Genomic DNA, 16,736 nt, shown 5'->3' with positions numbered 1-16,736 from the left:
AAGAACAGGATTGGCACGTGGCATCCAGCCCGGATCATATTGACGCGATGATGCAGGCGCCTGCCCCGAAAGCGGGCAAGCCGCCCATTACCGCGAATCCCGCTTTCCCGTGGATCGTGGCGCTCTGGTTTGCTGCCCTGCTGGGTATCGGCAGCCTGATTCTGCCCGCTGCCCTGCTGGAACGGTTTGTAACGGCCAGTGGCCTCTCTGCTGCCCTGCCGATGGCGGCCCCGCCGCTGGGTTTCACGGCGCGGGCGCTGGTGGCGCTGGTGGGCACGGGTTTTGGCGCCTTGCTTGGAATGGCGCTGGCCAAACGGCTGGCGAAACCAAGGCAGAAACGGATTACCGACAGGTCCGCGCCTTCGCGCAAGCCCCTCAATCCCGAAGAAGATTTCGACGATCTGTACCTCGGCGGTGAGGATAGCCCTGCACCCGCTGGCCGACGCCGCGCGCTGGCGATTGCGGAGGAAGAAGGCCCCAGCGATTTCCTCAATATCGCGCCGGTTCCGGGCTTCAGCGAAGATCTGGGTGCCGAAGATGTACAGGATGCAGCGGAGGACGTGGCCGAGGAAGCAACTCCGGCAAGCTCCGGGCCGCAGAGGCAGGAATTTCAGGCGACTGAGAAGGCCGAGGAGGATGATACCCTCGACCTCGACCCCAGTACTGAACTGGTCGAGGAAAATGCCGGTCCGCCGCAAGTGCGCGCCGGGAGGCAGGAATTTGTCGCCAGCGACGGTCCAGCCGGCCCGGTGATAGATGTTGAGTACAGCACGCCGGTGGAAGCGAAGGCGACCGCACGTGAACCACTGCCCTTCTCGCCGCCATCCATGGCGCAGCAAGGCGGGCTTGACAGAACCATCGATGGCGATGCCGACGCGCCCGATGCCACCGAAGAGCAAAATTTCGCCCCGGAAAGCATGTCCGGGGAAGAGAGCGAGGATAGTGTGTCCGACAAGCAGATTTTTGAAGCCGCGGATGCGCCGGAAAACGCTCCCGATGCCACGACCCATGACATCGGATCGCAAGACAATAGTGTCGAGGACACCGTCGATCAGGAAGTCGCCAATCAGGAAATGGGCGCGCAGGAAGATGGCCTGGTGCAGCTGGTCCAGCGCCTCGGCTCGACACTTGAAAAGCACCGCGAATGGAGCGCCGAACGCGCCGCACAGAAGTTTGCTGCTGCTCCGCCTGCTTTCGATCTGGCGATCGATGCCAATGCCAATGTCAATGCCATAACCGGCGGCGATGGCGCTGCTGCAGATACGCCAATTCCGCGCGAATTCGATCCCGCTGCGGCAGAGGAAGCAGCACAGGCCATGGCAGCCTATTTCGGCTCCCCCGCGGCCACACCAGCTGAGCAGCCCCAGCCCGCGGCCCCGCAGCAAGAGAATTCACCGCCGGACTTCTCCCGGCCCGATAATGCCCAGACTGCCGACCATTCGCCTCAGCGTTATGGCGCGCTGACCGGCATCGCCGCAGCTGCAGTGGATGCCTATGATGAGGGAGAGGATGAAGAGGACGATATCGTCGATCTGGCTGCATCCTTCGCCCTGCCTTTGACGAAGGCGTCACAGTCCGCACCCGCGCCCGAGATGGCACCCGCAACCGCGCCGACACCAGTGTCGCGCCCTGCATTTGACCAGCCACCGCCCTCGGCCAGTCCGCAAGTCGACCAGCAGGTTGAAACCGCACAAACTCCAGCCGCCGCGCCGGTCAATCCGTTCAAGCGCTCCGGAGAAGAATTTGTCCGCATAGAAGAGCCGGAGCCGGAAGAAGACAGCGCCCAGCCCGCCGTGCTATTCCCCAATCAGGACAACAGGCAGGCCGGAGCATCCCCGCCGCGCGCCTTCGATCGTCCCGTGGCACACGGCAATGAAAGCGCTGAGCTACGCGCGGACCGGCCCAAACCGTCCAATGACGACAACGAACGCGCCCTGCGCGAAGCGCTGATGAATCTTCAGCGAATGGCCAAATAGCGAAAACGACGGATTTTTTGCCACGCAAGGCCATTTTGCGGTGCAGCAAACTTGCAAAAATTGGTTAGTGTCGTCATGACACCATCTCGCGAAATTTTCGTGCTGCCTTAGGCTGTTGATTCGCGTTTCGTTGCCAATGAAACCGGTTTCGAAGCGCGCTATCGGTCCGCCCTGTGGCTGCACGCGAAACAGGAAGCTGAGATTGACCGAATATCCCGTTACCCAGGGTCTGTACGACTCCGTAAACGAACACGATAACTGTGGCATGGGCTTCGTGGCCCATATCAAGGGCCAGAAATCACATGGCATTATTACGCAAGGGCTTGAAATCCTTGCGAACCTTGATCATCGCGGTGCAGTTGGCGCGGATCCGTTGCTGGGTGATGGCGCAGGCATTCTGATCCAGATTCCGGACAAGCTTTACCGCCGCTGGGCCGATGGAGAGGGGCTGACCCTTCCCCCCGCCGGCGAATATGCCGTGGCCATGTGCTTTATGCCGTCGCAGGACGATGCGCGCGACTTCATCACCGCGCAGTTCGAAAAATTCATCGCCAAGGAAGGCCAGCACCTGATCGGGTGGCGCGATGTGCCCACCACGCAGGATGGGCTGGGCCAGGCCGTGCTCGATTCGATGCCGGTCATCCGCCAGTGCTTTATCGCCAGGGGCGACAATTGCGCCGATCAGGACGCGTTCGAGCGCAAGCTGATCGTGATCCGCAAGCAGACGCAGAACCCGCTGAAGGAACTGGCTGCAAAGCACGAGATGCCCGGCCTTGAAAAGCTGTACATGCCCAGCTTCTCCAGCCGCACGGTGGTGTACAAGGGGCTGCTGCTGGCCAACCAGGTGGGCAGTTTCTACGATGATCTGCGCGATCCCGATTGCGAAAGCGCGCTGGGCCTGGTGCACCAGCGCTTCTCCACCAACACCTTCCCCAGCTGGCGCCTTGCCCAGCCGTTCCGCCTTGCCTGCCACAATGGCGAGATCAACACGGTGCGCGGCAATGTGAACTGGATGAACGCGCGCCGCCGCACGATGGAGAGCGACCTTCTGGGCGCCGATCTCGACAAGCTGTGGCCGATCGTGCCGCACGGCCAGTCCGATACGGCCTGCCTCGATAACGCGCTGGAACTGCTGCTGCTGGGCGGATACAGCCTTGCGCACGCCATGATGATGCTGATCCCCGAAGCGTGGAACGGCAATGATCTGATGGACCCCAAGCGCCGCGCTTTCTACGAATATCACGCCGCGCTGATGGAGCCGTGGGACGGGCCTGCATCCGTGGCCTTCACCGATGGCCGCCAGATCGCCGCCACGCTGGATCGCAACGGCCTGCGCCCCGCACGCTATTGCGTGACGAAGGACGATCTCGTCTGCCTCGCCTCCGAAAGCGGCGTGCTGCCGTTTGCCGAGGAAGATATTACTCGCAAATGGCGCCTCCAGCCGGGCCGCATGCTGCTGATCGACCTGGAAGAAGGCCGCATCGTCGAGGATGAGGAGCTGAAGGCCGAGCTCGCCAATGCGCAGCCTTACGAAGAGTGGCTGGAAGCAGCGCAGTACAAGCTGCGCGATCTTGACGCGATGGAGGTTGATCAGGACGCCGTGCAGGAACACGCCGTCAGCCTGCTCGATCGCCAGCAGGCCTTTGGCTACACACAGGAGGATATCGCCCGTTTCCTGGAGCCGATGGCCGTGAACGGGGACGATCCTATCGGTTCGATGGGCACCGACACGCCGATTGCGGTGCTGTCCAGCCGCAGCCGCCTGCTGTACGATTATTTCAAGCAGAACTTTGCCCAGGTCACCAACCCGCCGATCGACCCGATCCGCGAGGAACTGGTGATGAGCCTGCTGACCATGGTCGGCCCGCGGCCCAACCTGCTGGGCCAGGAAGCCGGCACGCACAAGCGCCTGGAAATCAGCCAGCCGATCCTCACCAACCGGGGCATGGAGAAGATCCGCTCTGTCGAGGCCAGCCTTGATGGCGCATTCCGCACTGCCACGATCGACATCACGTGGGACGCCGAAACCGGAGCCGATGGCCTGGAAATGGCGATCAAGGAAATGTGCTGGGCCGCGACAGAGGCCGTGCTGCAGGACAAGAACATCCTGATCCTGTCAGACCGTCAGCAGGGCCCGGATCGCATTCCCATGCCCGCGCTGCTGGCAACCGCCGCCGTGCACCACCAGCTGGTGCGCCAGGGCCTGCGCATGCAGACCGGCATCGTGGTGGAAACGGGCGAAGCGCGCGAAGTGCATCACTTCTGCGTGCTGGCGGGTTACGGCGCGGAAGCGATCAACCCCTATCTCGCGTTCGAGACGATGGAAGACCTGCGCGCGCGCAAGTTCCCCGAACTGGACGCCGCCACGGTAGAGCAGAACTACATCAAGGCCGTGGGCAAGGGCATCCGCAAGGTGATGTCCAAGATGGGCATCAGCACCTACCAGTCCTATTGCGGTGCGCAGATCTTCGATGCGGTGGGCCTGTCCACCAAGTTCGTGGACGCCTATTTCACCCGCACTGCCACCACGATCGAGGGCATCGGGCTGGAGCAGGTAGCGCAGGAAACCGTGCGTCGCCACGCCGCCGCCTATGGCGACAACCCGATCTATCGCAACATGCTGGATGTGGGCGGTATCTATCAATATCGCCTGCGCGGCGAGGAACACGCCTGGACGCCTGCCAATATCGCGCAATTGCAGCATGCCGTGCGCAGCGAGCCGGGCGCCAATGCGCAAGATCAGTACAATGAATACGCCAAATCCATCAACGAGCAGGCCGAACGCCTGCTGACCATTCGCGGCCTGATGGAATTGAAGACAGCGGATGAGCCCATCGACATTTCCGAGGTCGAGAGTGCCGAGGAAATCGTCAAGCGTTTCAGCACCGGCGCGATGAGCTTTGGCTCGATCAGTCACGAGGCGCATTCGACGCTGGCCATCGCGATGAATCGCATCGGCGGCCGCTCCAACACCGGCGAAGGTGGGGAGGAGCCGGAACGCTTCGTCCCGATGGACAATGGCGATTCCATGCGCAGCCGGATCAAGCAGGTTGCCAGTGGCCGTTTTGGCGTGACAACCGAATATCTCGCCAATTCGGACGATATCCAGATCAAGATGGCACAGGGCGCAAAGCCCGGCGAAGGCGGCCAGCTGCCCGGTCACAAGGTGGACAAGCGCATCGGCGCCGTTCGCCATGCGACGCCGGGCGTGGGCCTGATCTCTCCGCCGCCGCATCATGACATCTATTCGATCGAGGATCTGGCGCAGCTGATCCACGATCTGAAGAACGTGCAGCCCTCTGCGCGTATCTCTGTAAAGCTGGTGTCCGAAGTGGGCGTGGGCACCGTGGCCGCGGGCGTATCAAAGGCGCGTGCCGACCATGTGACCATTTCCGGCTATGAAGGCGGCACGGGCGCATCCCCGCTCACCAGCCTGACGCATGCGGGTTCGCCATGGGAGATCGGCCTTGCCGAAACCCAGCAGACCCTGCTGCTGAACGATCTGCGCAGCCGCATTGCCGTGCAGGTGGACGGCGGGCTTCGCACGGGCCGCGATGTTGCCATCGGCGCCCTGCTGGGCGCGGACGAGTTCGGCTTTGCCACCGCTCCGCTGATCGCGGCTGGCTGCATCATGATGCGCAAGTGCCACCTCAACACCTGCCCCGTGGGCGTTGCCACGCAGAACCCGGAATTGCGCAAGCGCTTCGTCGGGCAGCCTGAGCACGTCATCAACTACTTCTTCTTCGTTGCCGAAGAACTGCGCGCCATCATGGCCGAAATGGGCTTCCGCACGGTGGAGGAGATGATCGGCCGCGTCGACAAGATCGATATGAACCGCGCGATCCGTCACTGGAAGGCTGACGGTGTTGACCTGTCAAAGCTGCTGCACAAGGTGGAGCTGGCACCGGAGGTTCCGCTGTGGAACCACCTGTCGCAGGATCACGGGCTGGACGCCGCGCTGGACAACACGCTGCTGGAAGATTGCAAGAATGCCATCGAAAAGGGCGAGGCTGTTCAGCTGTCCTACCCGATCCGCAACCTCAATCGCACCGCAGGCACCATGCTTTCCGGCCGCATTGCGGAGGCGCATGGCCACAAGGGTCTGCCGGTCGACACCATCCGCATCAACTTCACCGGCACTGCAGGGCAAAGCTTTGCCGCGTGGCTGGCACATGGCGTCACGCTGGATCTGGTGGGCGATGCCAATGACTATGTCGGCAAGGGGCTTTCAGGTGGCCGCGTGATCGTGCGCCCGCCGGAAAGCGTGAAGCGCGATCCCACCAACAATATCATCGTCGGCAACACCTGCCTCTATGGCGCGATTTCGGGTGAAGCCTATTTCTGCGGCGTTGCAGGAGAACGCTTCGCCGTGCGCAATTCCGGCGCTGTCGCGGTGGTAGAGGGCACGGGCGATCACGGCTGCGAATACATGACCGGCGGCGTCGTCGCCGTGCTGGGCAAGACTGGCCGCAACTTTGCCGCCGGCATGAGCGGCGGTGTCGCCTATGTCTACGATCCCGATGGATCGTTCGAAACCCGTTGCAACATGGCGCAGGTGGAGCTTTTGCCCATCGATACCAATGCCGACGATCCCGAAGGAACGGGCCTGCCGCAGCAGCGCCCCTCCACCGTGGACGATCTGGGCATGGGCGATCCGCTGTATCACGATGCAGCGCGCCTGAAGATCCTGCTGGAGCGGCACAAGCTGCACACAGGCTCTGCCCGCGCAGGCGAGTTGCTGGACAATTGGGATAATGTAGTGGGTCACTTCAAGAAGGTGATGCCGAAGGATTATGCACGCGCGCTAAAGCAGCTTGAGGCTGAGCGCGAAGAGGCCGCCTCGGTCGCGGCGGAATAAGGGCTACAGACATGGGTAAAGAGACAGGCTTCCTCGAGATCGAGCGCAAGGATCGCGGGTATGACGCGCCGGAAGAACGGCTGAAGCATTACAAGGAATTCGTAATTCCGCACAGCGAGGATGGCCTGAAGAACCAGGCCGCCCGCTGCATGAATTGCGGCATTCCCTATTGTCACAACGGCTGTCCGGTGAACAATATCATCCCGGACTGGAACCACCTCGTCTACGAGGGCGACTGGAAGAACGCGCTGGAAGTGCTGCATTCCACCAACAACTTTCCCGAATTCACCGGCCGAATCTGCCCCGCCCCATGCGAGGCAAGCTGCACGCTGAACATCACTGACGAGCCGGTGACCATCAAGAGCATCGAATGCGCGATCATCGATCGTGGATGGAAGGAAGGCTGGGTCAAGCCGCAAGTGCCGGAGAAGAAGACCGGCAAGAGCGTGGCCGTGGTCGGCTCCGGCCCGGCGGGCATGGCCTGTGCGCAGCAACTGGCGCGCGCCGGACATTCCGTAACCGTGTTCGAGAAGAGCGACCGCGTGGGCGGCCTGCTGCGCTATGGCATTCCCGACTTCAAGATGGAGAAGAGCCAGATCAACCGCCGCGCCGTGCAGATGGAGGCCGAAGGCGTCACCTTCCGCACCAGCACCGAAGTGGGCGTCGATATCTCGGTGAAGAACCTTAAGGAGAATTTCGACGCTATCGTGTTCTCCGGCGGCTCCGAACATCCGCGCATGCTGGAAATTCCGGGCGCAGAAATGCCCGGCGTTCGACTGGCAATGGAATTCCTTACCCAGCAGAACAAGCGCAATGCCGGCGACGATGAGAACCGTGCCGCGCCGCGCGGCACGCTGACGGCAACGGGCAAGCACGTGATCGTGATCGGCGGCGGTGATACCGGCTCTGATTGCGTGGGCACCAGCAATCGTCAGGGCGCGAAAAGCGTGACCCAGATCGAGATCATGCCGCAGCCTCCCGAAAAGGAGAACAAGCTGCTGACCTGGCCCGACTGGCCGATGAAGCTGCGCACCTCCAGCAGCCATGAAGAAGGCGTGGAACGCGATTGGGCCGTGCTTACCAAGGAAGTGGTAGGCGAAGACGGGATCGTAACCGGCCTGAAGTGCGTGCGGGCAGACTGGTCCGGCGGCAAGCTGACCGAATTGCCAGATAGCGAATTCACCTTGCCCGCAGACCTGATCCTGCTGGCGATGGGCTTCGTCCATCCGCGCAAGCAGGGCATGCTGGAGCAGAGCGGCGTGGAACTGACCGATCGCGGCAATGTGGATGCCAATGTGAAGGATTACCGCACGTCTGACCCGTCGATCTATGCTTGCGGCGATATGCGCCGTGGGCAGTCGCTGGTCGTCTGGGCCATCCGCGAAGGCCGCCAGTGCGCCGCTTCCGTCGATGAAGCGCTGATGGGCGTTACCGAACTGCAGCGTTAAGAAACGTGGGAGCCAAAGCCCGCATCCTGCTGGCTACGCTGCTTGCTATGTCTGTCGCCGCCCCTGCCGATGCGGGGTTGGCGCAGGATATTGCCGCGCCTGCGCAAACCGATAGCGGCGCAGAGGCGAGGGCAAGCTGGGTGGGCGAATATCGCGACCGCAGCAGTTTCGAGATGTTCCACGGCCTGCGCCTGAATGCTGACGGCAGCTATGAATGGGCTCTCTCGGTCGGCGCGCTGGATCGCCGGTCTGTTGGCACGTGGCAGATCGGCGATGGCGAGGTCGTCCTCACCACTTCGCCAAAACCCGTGGCTCCGCTTTTCGAGCAGGTCGACAGCAATGCTGAGCAAGGCGCCCCCTTCCTGTTCGTAAGCTGGCCCAATGGAGAGGGCATCCAGGGAATCGATTTCACGTTACAATGCGCCGATGGCAAGCGGATCTCTCACTATACGCAGTCGGACGGGTGGAACCTTGTACCTGGTGAATGCGAGGTGCCGGTTTCGATCCTGCTGGAAGAGCCGATCCACGACATCGGCCCTGCGTATTTCGATCTCGACGGCCACAAACCCGGCCTGCGCTTCGTTCTGACGCCGAATGATTTTGGCGTGGAAGACCTGACAGGATCGGTTTTGCGCCAGACCGATGACGGCCTTCTATTCGGCCTTCGCGGCGATATCGTGGAAATGCGCAAGGTTCCGCTCAACTAGCCCCTTCGCCGCGGGCGAGGCGTATTCGCACTTGGCCGAAGCTCATATAGGTAGTTTAACTTAGTCCGTCTGCGCGCTAGGAAGGACCAAACTCAGGGGGCACTGTTATGTCACGATTTGATTATCTGATTGAGAAAATTTCCAAGGCGGACTTTCTCGATCATCCCTTCCGTCATGTCTATATCACTGACTTTCTGCTCGAAGAGGATTTCAAGGCGATCACGAAATCGCCTGAAATCAATGTTGAGCCCGTCAGCAGTGATGGCGAGCTTTTCGAAGTGCTGCAGCAAAAGGGCTACAAACCCATTCAATTTCCTGGGTGCATTACCAACAAACAGGAATACATGGATTGGCATCGCAGCCGCAAGTCGCAGCGGTATGTGCATTCGGCGTGTGAAGGCTTTGGCATGACCCTAAGGCTTTACAATCCTTCTACCCCGATACTTGAGGAATTGATTTCCTTCCTTTCCAGCGATGCATTCAACCGGGCATTGGCGGAAAAATTCGATCTCGACTTCGAAAATTGCAAGGTTGATAATGGAATCCAGAAATATCTGGACGGGTACGAAATCAGTCCCCATCCCGATATTCGCCGCAAGGCTGCAACCTTCATGGTGAATATAAACCCTCACGCAGATTCGGAGGAGCGCGATCACCATACGCACTATCTGCAGTTGAAGGATGAGCATTCCCACGTCCGCAAGTTCTGGGATGCAAACCTGGAGAAGGAACGCTGCTGGGTTCCCTGGGATTGGTGCGACGTGGTGAAGACCCAGCCCGAGAACAATTCGATCGTATTGTTCGCTCCGGGCAATGATACGATGCACGCCGTGCGCGCTCGTTATGACCATCTCGACGGACAGCGCACCCAGCTTTATGGCAATCTCTGGCACAGCGATGTCGGCGATCTTCCACCGCACGATTGGGAACTGTTCGAACTGGCTAGCGGCAAGCTGAACTGGGGCGCGATCAAGCGCACGGCTCGCGATCATCTTCCGCAACCGGTGGTTTCCATGGCCAAGAAGGCGTTGCGCCGAGGAAAAGCTGATTCCGACCAGTCTGCCGATCTAGGTACACGTAGCTACTGATCTGGATGATTGCTCGCCGTCGTTGCCTTCAGCCGTCGGCAGCCCGTAACTCGATCATCGGTTTCTCTGCGGCGGGCGACAGCTCCTGACTTGGAAGCGCATCACCTATCTTTGACGTGCGCGCTTCAGAGCGTGAAACATCACGCCTGTAATCCCCAGCGCAATGGCGAACCCGCCGCCAGCACCCCAGATCATGCCATCAGGCCCGGCCAGCCAGCCGCCCAGCACCAGCCCCAGAATGGGCAAGATCAGAAACAGCAAGCATCCAAGCGCGGCCATACGGCTGCCTTAGCGCAAAGCCTGTAAAACTCTACTCGCCGATGGGCATCACGATTGTCATCAAGCCGTAATGCCATTGCTGTGAGTCCCATGCGAAGGGACTTTCATGGCGGATTTCCGATTTTATCTCGAACGCGGCAACAGGCGGACGCGGGAACTGCGTGTTGACCTGCCTGACGCAACAGTGGTTGGCCTCGTCGCAAAGACGGTGGCCCGCCATTACGCGGCCAGCGAAATCGGCACCGGACGGCTGCACCTGGCGCAGGATATCACCGTGCTTGATTGCAACGATGCCGAGATCGGGCGCTATCCGCTGGCCAGCTTCCTCTGCATTGAAGAGGCCTAGCCCCCGGCGGGTGTTCAGCGCAGGGCAAAGCCGAAACTGTCATCGACCGCCTCACTGGCATGACAGGAATGACGCGGTCTCATCCACATTCACCCCATAAGTGGCCACTCTTGGCCACAGGGGTGATTTTTGGGTTGCGGGGAGCCGTTATCTAAGCGAAAACACGTGCCTTAATGGAGAATAATTTGATGATTGGTCGTATGAAATCTGCTTCCTTGCGATCAGTGAAGTGGGCAGCTCTCGCGGGCGCTGCACTGGCACTGTCCGCCTGCGCCGGAAACTCGCGCAGCGATTACGTTTCCTACGACACGGCAGGGTTCGGCAGGCCCGATGCCCCCACCATGAACCGCCTGACACCCGATTATCGTATCGCTCCGCTCGACAAGCTGTCGATCAGCGTCTTCCAGGTGGATGAACTGTCCGGCGAATACCAGGTCGATCTGACCGGTAACATCGCGATGCCGCTGATCGGCAGCGTCTCTGCGGCTGACAAGACCACGGTGGAATTCCAGGAAATCCTCACCGCCGCCCTTTCAGAACAATATCTGCGCGATCCTGACGTGACCGTGGGTGTCATGGAAGCGACCGGCAGTTCCGTCACGGTCGAAGGCTCCGTCAACAGGCCGGGCATTTACCCCACCTTCGGGGAAATCAGCCTGATCCAGGCGATTGCCCTTGGCGGCGGCCTGGATGAGAATGCGAATGCGGGCACCGTCATCGTCTTCCGCCAGATCGATGGACAGCGCATGGCAGCAGGTTTCGACCTCACATCGATCCGCCGCGGGCAGGAACCTGACCCGGCAATCTATCGCGGCGATATCATCGTGGTCGACGGGTCGCAGACGCGCCAGACCTTCCGCGACATTATCCGGACGGTCCCTCTGTTGAGCGTGTTCCGCCCTTTCTGATCTGAACAAAACGGCGACCCGGCGATTGGCAGTCCTGGCACTGCCAGCCCGTTTGCTGTGCGCGGGTTATGACTGCCGCTGCGCACCATGCGCCGCGGCAACAACGCTGGCAATCCGCTGTGACGCCTTGCCGTCGCCATAGGGATTGTGCGCCTGCGCCATCGCTTTGTAAGCTTGCCGGTTATCCAGCAAACGTGTGGCTTCGGAAACGATAAGCCCGCGATCTGTGCCAACAAGCTTCGCGGTTCCCGCGGCAATGCCCTCCGGCCTCTCGGTCGTATCGCGCATCACCAGCACTGGCTTGCCAAAGCTCGGCCCCTCTTCCTGCACGCCGCCGCTATCGGTCAGCAGCAAGTCCGCCATTTCCATCAGGCGCACGAAATGCGGGTAATCCAGCGGTTCGATCAGGGCGACATTGCCACGCCCGCCCAGCGCGGCTTCCATCACCGGGCGCACATTGGGGTTGGGATGCACGGGGAAGATCACCGCCACATCCGGCCTGTCTGCAAGATCGGCGATGGCTTGCGCTATATCTTGCATGCCCTGCCCGAAATTCTCGCGTCGATGCGCGGTCAGCGCGATGATGCGCTTGCCTGCAAATCGCTGCGCGACGTCGTCCAGCCCGGCGGCCAGCGCGGGCTGTGCCGCCACCTTGTCCCGCGTGGCGAACAGCGCGTCTATCACCGTGTTGCCGGTGACATGGATCGCGCTTTGCGGCACGTTTTCCGCGCGCAGCGCCGCGGCGGCGCCATCGGTGGGTGCGAAATGCAGATCACTGACTGCGCCTGCCACCTTGCGGTTCACCTCTTCCGGCCAGGGCGAATAGATATTGCCGCTGCGCAGGCCTGCCTCCACATGGCCGACCGGTATCTTGCGGAAATAGCTGCTCAGCGTCACCATCATGGTGGTCAGCGTGTCGCCATGCACCAGCACACGGTCAGGCTTCCATTCATCGAGAGCGGCACCGAATTTGGTGAGGATGCGCGCCGATAGTTCGTCGAGCGACTGGTTGGGCCGCATCAGGTCCAGATCGATATCGGGCACAATCCCGCCGATCTCCAGCACCTGATCCAGGATTTCGCGATGCTGCGCCGTCACCGCCACCCGCACATCCATGCCGCCGTGCGCCCTCAGGGCATGCACCACGGGAAACATCTTGATCGCCTCTGGCCGGGTGCCGAAGCAGACGAGGATACGCGGCAACGCCGTATCCGTTTTACTCATTGTGCCCACATGCCCCTGGTATCGTACACCAACTTGTCAGCACTGAGATAGCGCGGTGCGGAGCGGAATGCATCATGATCCACCAGCACGCCGACGAGGTCTGCTTCTGCCATCGCCTCTTCATATTTCACCAGGCGAGCGCCGCTGTTGGCCATCGATCCGGGAAGTTCTTTCGTAAATGGCTCCACCACCAGCACACGGTCGCGATATTTCGCGGCCACCTTCTCGGCGATTTCCAGCGCGGGGCTTTCGCGGAAATCGTCGATATTGGGCTTGAAGGCGAGGCCCAGCAACGCGATCTTTGCATCCGGGCTGCCTTCCAGCATGGCGGACAGACGACCGACCACGTGATCGGGCTTTGCATCGTTAACCTCGCGCGCGGTGCGGATCACGCGGGCCTGTTCGGGCGCGCTGGAGACGAGGAACCACGGGTCCACCGCGATGCAGTGCCCGCCCACGCCGGGGCCGGGTTGCAGCACGTTGACGCGCGGATGCCGATTGGCCAGCCGGATCACTTCCCACACGTCGATGCCCATGTGCTCTGCCACCAGTGAAAGCTCGTTGGCAAAGGCGATGTTCACGTCGCGAAAACTGTTTTCAGTCAGCTTCACCATTTCGGCGACGCCCGCGGTGGTGGTGATGCAGTCGCCGCGAACGAAGCGGGTGTAGAAGGCCTGCGCGCGCCGCGCGCATTCGGGTGTCATGCCGCCCACCACGCGGTCATTCGCCACCAGTTCCTCGATGATCTTACCGGGAAGGACGCGTTCGGGACAGTAGGCGATATGCACGTCCGGCGCCTTGTCGCCGCAGTGCCCGGGAATGGACAGGTCGGGCCGCAATTCGGCCAGCACGGCGCAGATCTGCTGCGTGGTGCCCACGGGAGAGGTCGATTCCAGGATCACGCAGCCGCCCACAGGCAGAACCGGAGCGATCAGGCGCGCGGCGTCCAGTACCATGGAAATATCGGGCTGGTTGCCCTCTGCCAGCGGAGTGGGCACGGCGATCAGGTAAATGTCGGCCACCGGCGGCTCTGTGGATGCGGTAAGCATCCCGTCGGTCACCACGTTTTTAACCAGTGCATCAAGGTCCGTTTCCTGGATGTGCACTTCGCCCTGATTGACGAGATCGACAATCCGGCGCGAAATATCCACGCCGCGCACCGAGAGGCCGGCGCGCGCGATGATCGCGGCGGTCGGCAGGCCGATATAGCCAAGGCCGATCATCGCCACATCGAAGCGATCCACCATCGCATCGCTTGCCTCGGCATGGCCTTTCCTGTCGGCCAGATGCGTCTGGTTGATATACATGTGTCATCCCTGTTCGCGCGCTGCCAACAGGTGGCGCACGGATTGCCTAATTCAGCGGCAACCATAGGGTCAGAAGGGTTTAAGAACCGTTCCCGGCAAATGGGGAAACTGCGCGGATGCGGATGCGCGTCAGCCGCGTGCGGAAGCGCATTGCAGGCATTGCACCACGCTGGGATCGTTGCGCAGGCGGCCTTCCGCAATCTCCTCCCCGCATGTGCCGCAATAGCCCCATTCCCTTTCGTCCAGGCGCGCAAGGGCGGCGATGATCCGCGTTCGTTCGGCGTTGCGGCGGCGTTCCTCCGCCTGCGCCATGGTCTGCTGCTGCATCGCATCCATGCGGCTGAGGCGGCCGACGCTGTCCTGCTGCAAGGTTACAGGCGCGCGGCCTTCCTCGCTCAGCGCGTCCAGCCGTGCCAGTTCGGCAAGCCGCTCTCTCAGCACGGTGCGGGCGTCATCCTCGGTCATCGCCCGCCAAGGTGTCTCACACGCAGCGCGCTGTCAAAATTTCACAATCGCCAGTCGATCGTGCCGCGCCCGCTCTTTTCAAGGAATGCATTGGCCTGCGAGAAGGGTCTGGACCCGAAGAACCCGCGATAGGCCGAAAGCGGGCTGGGATGCGGGCTTTTCAGCAACAGGTGCCGGTCCGCCTCCCGCAATTCGGGAATGCGCGCGGCCTTGCCCTGCGCATGGCTGCCCCACAGAATGAACACCGTCGGCTCCGCCCGCGCGGCAATGGCGGCGACGCAGGCATCGGTAATGGCCTCCCACCCCTTGCCCGCATGGCTACCCGCCTGCCCCTGCTCCACCGTTAGCGTGTTGTTCAGCAGCAGCGCACCCTGCCGCGCCCAGCTTTCCAGATTGCCGGCAGCAGGCGGGGTGAGGCCAAGATCGCTCTCCATCTCCTTGAAGATGTTCTTCAGCGAAGGCGGCGGCGGAACGTCTGCAGGCACCGAAAAGCTTAAACCATGCGCCTGCCCCGGCCCGTGATAGGGATCCTGCCCCAGGATCACCACGCGCACATCGTCCGGCGGGGTTAGCTCCAGCGCGCGAAGGCGGCTGCCGCGCGGGGGGAAGATCACCTTGCCCGCATCCTCCTCTGCCCGAAGCCAGCCGCCCAGCTGGCGTGATTGCGGTGTGTCCAGCACCGGGGCAAGCACGGGTGCCCATGCATCGGGTATCGAATCTGTCATGCGTCGCTCGCCATCCTTTCGCCCGGCGATACGGGCTTGCCGGATGCAGTTCCAGTGAGCCCTTCCCTCCCATCCCCAATCCGCCTAAGGCGACAGGCGATGACTGTACATTTTCATGAAGAAGACCTGCCCGCAGGCGTGCTCGCCGATGGCCCCGTGGCCGTCGATACCGAAACCATGGGCCTTGTAACCCCGCGTGACAGGCTGTGCGTGGTGCAGATCAGCGATGGTCAGGGGGACGAGCATCTGGTGCGCTTCGCCAAGGGCAGCAATTACGATGCGCCCAATCTGAAGGCAGTTCTGGCCGATCCGGCGCGGGTGAAGATCTATCACTTCGCCCGGTTCGATCTGGCCGCCATCGAACATTACCTCGGCGTGGTGGCAGCGCCGGTGTTTTGCACCAAGATCGCCAGCAAAATGACGCGCACCTACACCGATCGCCACGGCCTGAAGAACCTGACGGAAGAATTGCTGGGCGAAAGCATGTCAAAGCAGCAGCAATCGAGCGACTGGGGCGCGCCCACACTGAACGATGCGCAGCGCGAATATGCCGCATCCGATGTGCGATACCTGCACCGCCTTCGCGAGATCCTGATCGAGCGATTGAAGCGGGAGGACCGGCTGGAGCTGGCAGAGGCGTGTTACGAATTCCTGCCCGCCCGTGCACGGCTGGATATTGCCGGATGGGCAGACAAGGATATTTTCAGCCACGAGTCATGATCTCGTGCGTTAGGCAAGTTCGATGACCAAAGCCGCCGACAGGATGCGCAACAGGCGCCAGGCATTCGCCGCTCCGGGCAGTTCGCTCGACCGGATCGTGCGCCTGCTGGCGGTTGGCCTGCCCGCACTTGTAGGCGTGATCGCGGCGATGATGCTGATCACCCCGCTTTCCCCGCGCGGAGAAATCAGCTTCCTGCTGGACCGCAATAAGGTTGCCATCGCTGACGACCGCTTGCGCGTTGATAACGCCATGTATCGCGGGCAGGACGGCGAAGGCCGACCTTTCTCGCTGGTGGCAGGCGAAGCCGTGCAGCAGAGCAACACCGTGCCGGAGGTGGAGATGCAGGGCATGACGGCGCGCATCGTGCTGTCGGGCGGGCCAGCCGTGCTGACCGCTCCCAGAGGCGTTTACGATATTGATGACGAGCAGGTGGCAATTCCCGGCATCGTCCAGTTCACCGCTGCCGATGGCTATGAATTTGTCGCCCGCAACGTGACGATCGACATGCCCTCGCGCACCTTGCTGGGCCAAGGCCAGGTGAACGGCCAGATCCCGGCAGGCACGTTCTCCGCCAATTCCATGCGTGCCGATCTGGAGAACCGCACCTTTTCCCTGGTAGGCAATGCCCGGCTGCGCATGGTGCCGGGACGCCTGCGTCTGCCCGCTGAGATGCAATGATGGAGC

At 61.7% G+C, this 16,736-nt stretch carries 14 protein-coding genes; 9 read left to right on the top strand and 5 right to left on the bottom strand.

Annotation, left to right across the window (positions count from 1 at the left end; translation table 11 throughout):
* The first annotated feature begins 17 nt into the window (after positions 1–17).
* The 5 genes from GRF63_RS01355 to GRF63_RS01335 all read left to right on the top strand — a co-directional run bounded on the left by GRF63_RS01355 (position 18) and on the right by GRF63_RS01335 (position 10,077).
* Positions 18–1,976 carry a hypothetical protein gene (locus GRF63_RS01355; RefSeq protein WP_160484223.1) on the top strand — a complete coding sequence of 653 codons (1,959 nt, stop codon included), beginning with the start codon at positions 18–20 and terminating at the stop codon, positions 1,974–1,976.
* 202 nt (positions 1,977–2,178) lie between these two features.
* Complete coding sequence (gltB, locus tag GRF63_RS01350; protein WP_272914638.1) at positions 2,179–6,834, top strand: glutamate synthase large subunit; 4,656 nt, start codon at positions 2,179–2,181, stop codon at positions 6,832–6,834.
* Positions 6,835–6,845: 11 nt separating this feature from the next.
* A complete protein-coding gene (locus GRF63_RS01345) occupies positions 6,846–8,282 on the top strand; it encodes a glutamate synthase subunit beta (RefSeq protein ID WP_160484221.1) in 1,437 nt (478 codons plus the stop codon).
* A gap of 5 nt (positions 8,283–8,287) precedes the next feature.
* Positions 8,288–8,989, top strand: a complete 702-nt coding sequence (locus tag GRF63_RS01340) for a hypothetical protein (RefSeq protein ID WP_160484220.1) — start codon at positions 8,288–8,290, stop codon at positions 8,987–8,989.
* Positions 8,990–9,096: 107 nt separating this feature from the next.
* A complete protein-coding gene (locus GRF63_RS01335; protein WP_160484219.1) occupies positions 9,097–10,077 on the top strand; it encodes a hypothetical protein in 981 nt (326 codons plus the stop codon).
* A gap of 105 nt (positions 10,078–10,182) precedes the next feature.
* Here the strand turns inward: GRF63_RS01335 and GRF63_RS16345 are convergent, their stop codons facing one another.
* Positions 10,183–10,338: a hypothetical protein gene (locus GRF63_RS16345; protein ID WP_202131651.1), complete on the bottom strand. Its 156-nt coding sequence runs from the start codon at positions 10,336–10,338 to the stop codon at positions 10,183–10,185.
* 124 nt (positions 10,339–10,462) lie between these two features.
* On the opposite strand from GRF63_RS16345, the gene GRF63_RS01330 reads away from it, so the two are divergent.
* A complete protein-coding gene (locus GRF63_RS01330) occupies positions 10,463–10,702 on the top strand; it encodes a hypothetical protein (RefSeq protein ID WP_160484218.1) in 240 nt (79 codons plus the stop codon).
* 224 nt (positions 10,703–10,926) lie between these two features.
* Positions 10,927–11,610, top strand: coding sequence for a polysaccharide biosynthesis/export family protein (locus GRF63_RS01325; RefSeq protein WP_160484217.1), 684 nt, complete (start codon positions 10,927–10,929; stop codon positions 11,608–11,610).
* A gap of 66 nt (positions 11,611–11,676) precedes the next feature.
* Here GRF63_RS01325 and wecB read toward each other — a convergent pair whose 3' ends face one another.
* From wecB to GRF63_RS01305, 4 genes are all read right to left on the bottom strand, one after another.
* Positions 11,677–12,834: a non-hydrolyzing UDP-N-acetylglucosamine 2-epimerase gene (gene wecB, locus GRF63_RS01320; protein WP_160484216.1), complete on the bottom strand. Its 1,158-nt coding sequence runs from the start codon at positions 12,832–12,834 to the stop codon at positions 11,677–11,679.
* Positions 12,831–14,081: a UDP-N-acetyl-D-mannosamine dehydrogenase gene (gene wecC / locus GRF63_RS01315; RefSeq protein ID WP_160485324.1), complete on the bottom strand. Its 1,251-nt coding sequence runs from the start codon at positions 14,079–14,081 to the stop codon at positions 12,831–12,833. The genes wecB and wecC overlap by 4 nt, the downstream gene beginning before the upstream one ends.
* A gap of 189 nt (positions 14,082–14,270) precedes the next feature.
* On the bottom strand, positions 14,271–14,606 hold the full coding sequence (locus GRF63_RS01310) for a TraR/DksA family transcriptional regulator (protein ID WP_160484215.1): 336 nt from the start codon (positions 14,604–14,606) through the stop codon (positions 14,271–14,273).
* Between the two features lie 41 nt (positions 14,607–14,647).
* Positions 14,648–15,331, bottom strand: a complete 684-nt coding sequence (locus GRF63_RS01305) for a uracil-DNA glycosylase (RefSeq protein WP_160484214.1) — start codon at positions 15,329–15,331, stop codon at positions 14,648–14,650.
* A 99-nt stretch (positions 15,332–15,430) separates the two neighbouring features.
* Here GRF63_RS01305 and GRF63_RS01300 point away from each other — a divergent pair, with 99 nt between their 5' ends.
* Both GRF63_RS01300 and GRF63_RS01295 read left to right on the top strand, forming a co-directional pair.
* A complete protein-coding gene (locus GRF63_RS01300; protein ID WP_160484213.1) occupies positions 15,431–16,051 on the top strand; it encodes a ribonuclease D in 621 nt (206 codons plus the stop codon).
* Between the two features lie 22 nt (positions 16,052–16,073).
* Entirely contained in the window at positions 16,074–16,730 is a 657-nt protein-coding gene (locus tag GRF63_RS01295) for an LPS export ABC transporter periplasmic protein LptC (protein ID WP_160484212.1), read from the top strand.
* Positions 16,731–16,736: the final 6 nt, after the last annotated feature.

The sequence above is a fragment of the Aurantiacibacter rhizosphaerae genome, from assembly GCF_009807005.1.
In the GTDB taxonomy this organism is placed as follows: domain Bacteria; phylum Pseudomonadota; class Alphaproteobacteria; order Sphingomonadales; family Sphingomonadaceae; genus Alteraurantiacibacter; species Alteraurantiacibacter rhizosphaerae.
Note: the sequence above shows the minus strand (reverse complement) of the source record. Positions and strands in the feature narration are given on the sequence as shown.

Excerpts from the sequence above, each read along its gene's own strand:
- GRF63_RS01295 (WP_160484212.1), top strand. The coding sequence starts at position 16,074 with ATGACCAAAGCCGCCGACAGGATGCGCAACAGGCGCCAGGCATTCGCC.
- wecC (WP_160485324.1), bottom strand. The coding sequence starts at position 14,081 with ATGGTGGATCGCTTCGATGTGGCGATGATCGGCCTTGGCTATATCGGC.
- GRF63_RS01335 (WP_160484219.1), top strand. The coding sequence starts at position 9,097 with ATGTCACGATTTGATTATCTGATTGAGAAAATTTCCAAGGCGGACTTT.
- GRF63_RS01305 (WP_160484214.1), bottom strand. The coding sequence starts at position 15,331 with ATGACAGATTCGATACCCGATGCATGGGCACCCGTGCTTGCCCCGGTG.
- GRF63_RS01330 (WP_160484218.1), top strand. The coding sequence starts at position 10,463 with ATGGCGGATTTCCGATTTTATCTCGAACGCGGCAACAGGCGGACGCGG.
- GRF63_RS01300 (WP_160484213.1), top strand. The coding sequence starts at position 15,431 with ATGACTGTACATTTTCATGAAGAAGACCTGCCCGCAGGCGTGCTCGCC.
- GRF63_RS01345 (WP_160484221.1), top strand. The coding sequence starts at position 6,846 with ATGGGTAAAGAGACAGGCTTCCTCGAGATCGAGCGCAAGGATCGCGGG.
- wecB (WP_160484216.1), bottom strand. The coding sequence starts at position 12,834 with ATGAGTAAAACGGATACGGCGTTGCCGCGTATCCTCGTCTGCTTCGGC.
- GRF63_RS01310 (WP_160484215.1), bottom strand. The coding sequence starts at position 14,606 with ATGACCGAGGATGACGCCCGCACCGTGCTGAGAGAGCGGCTTGCCGAA.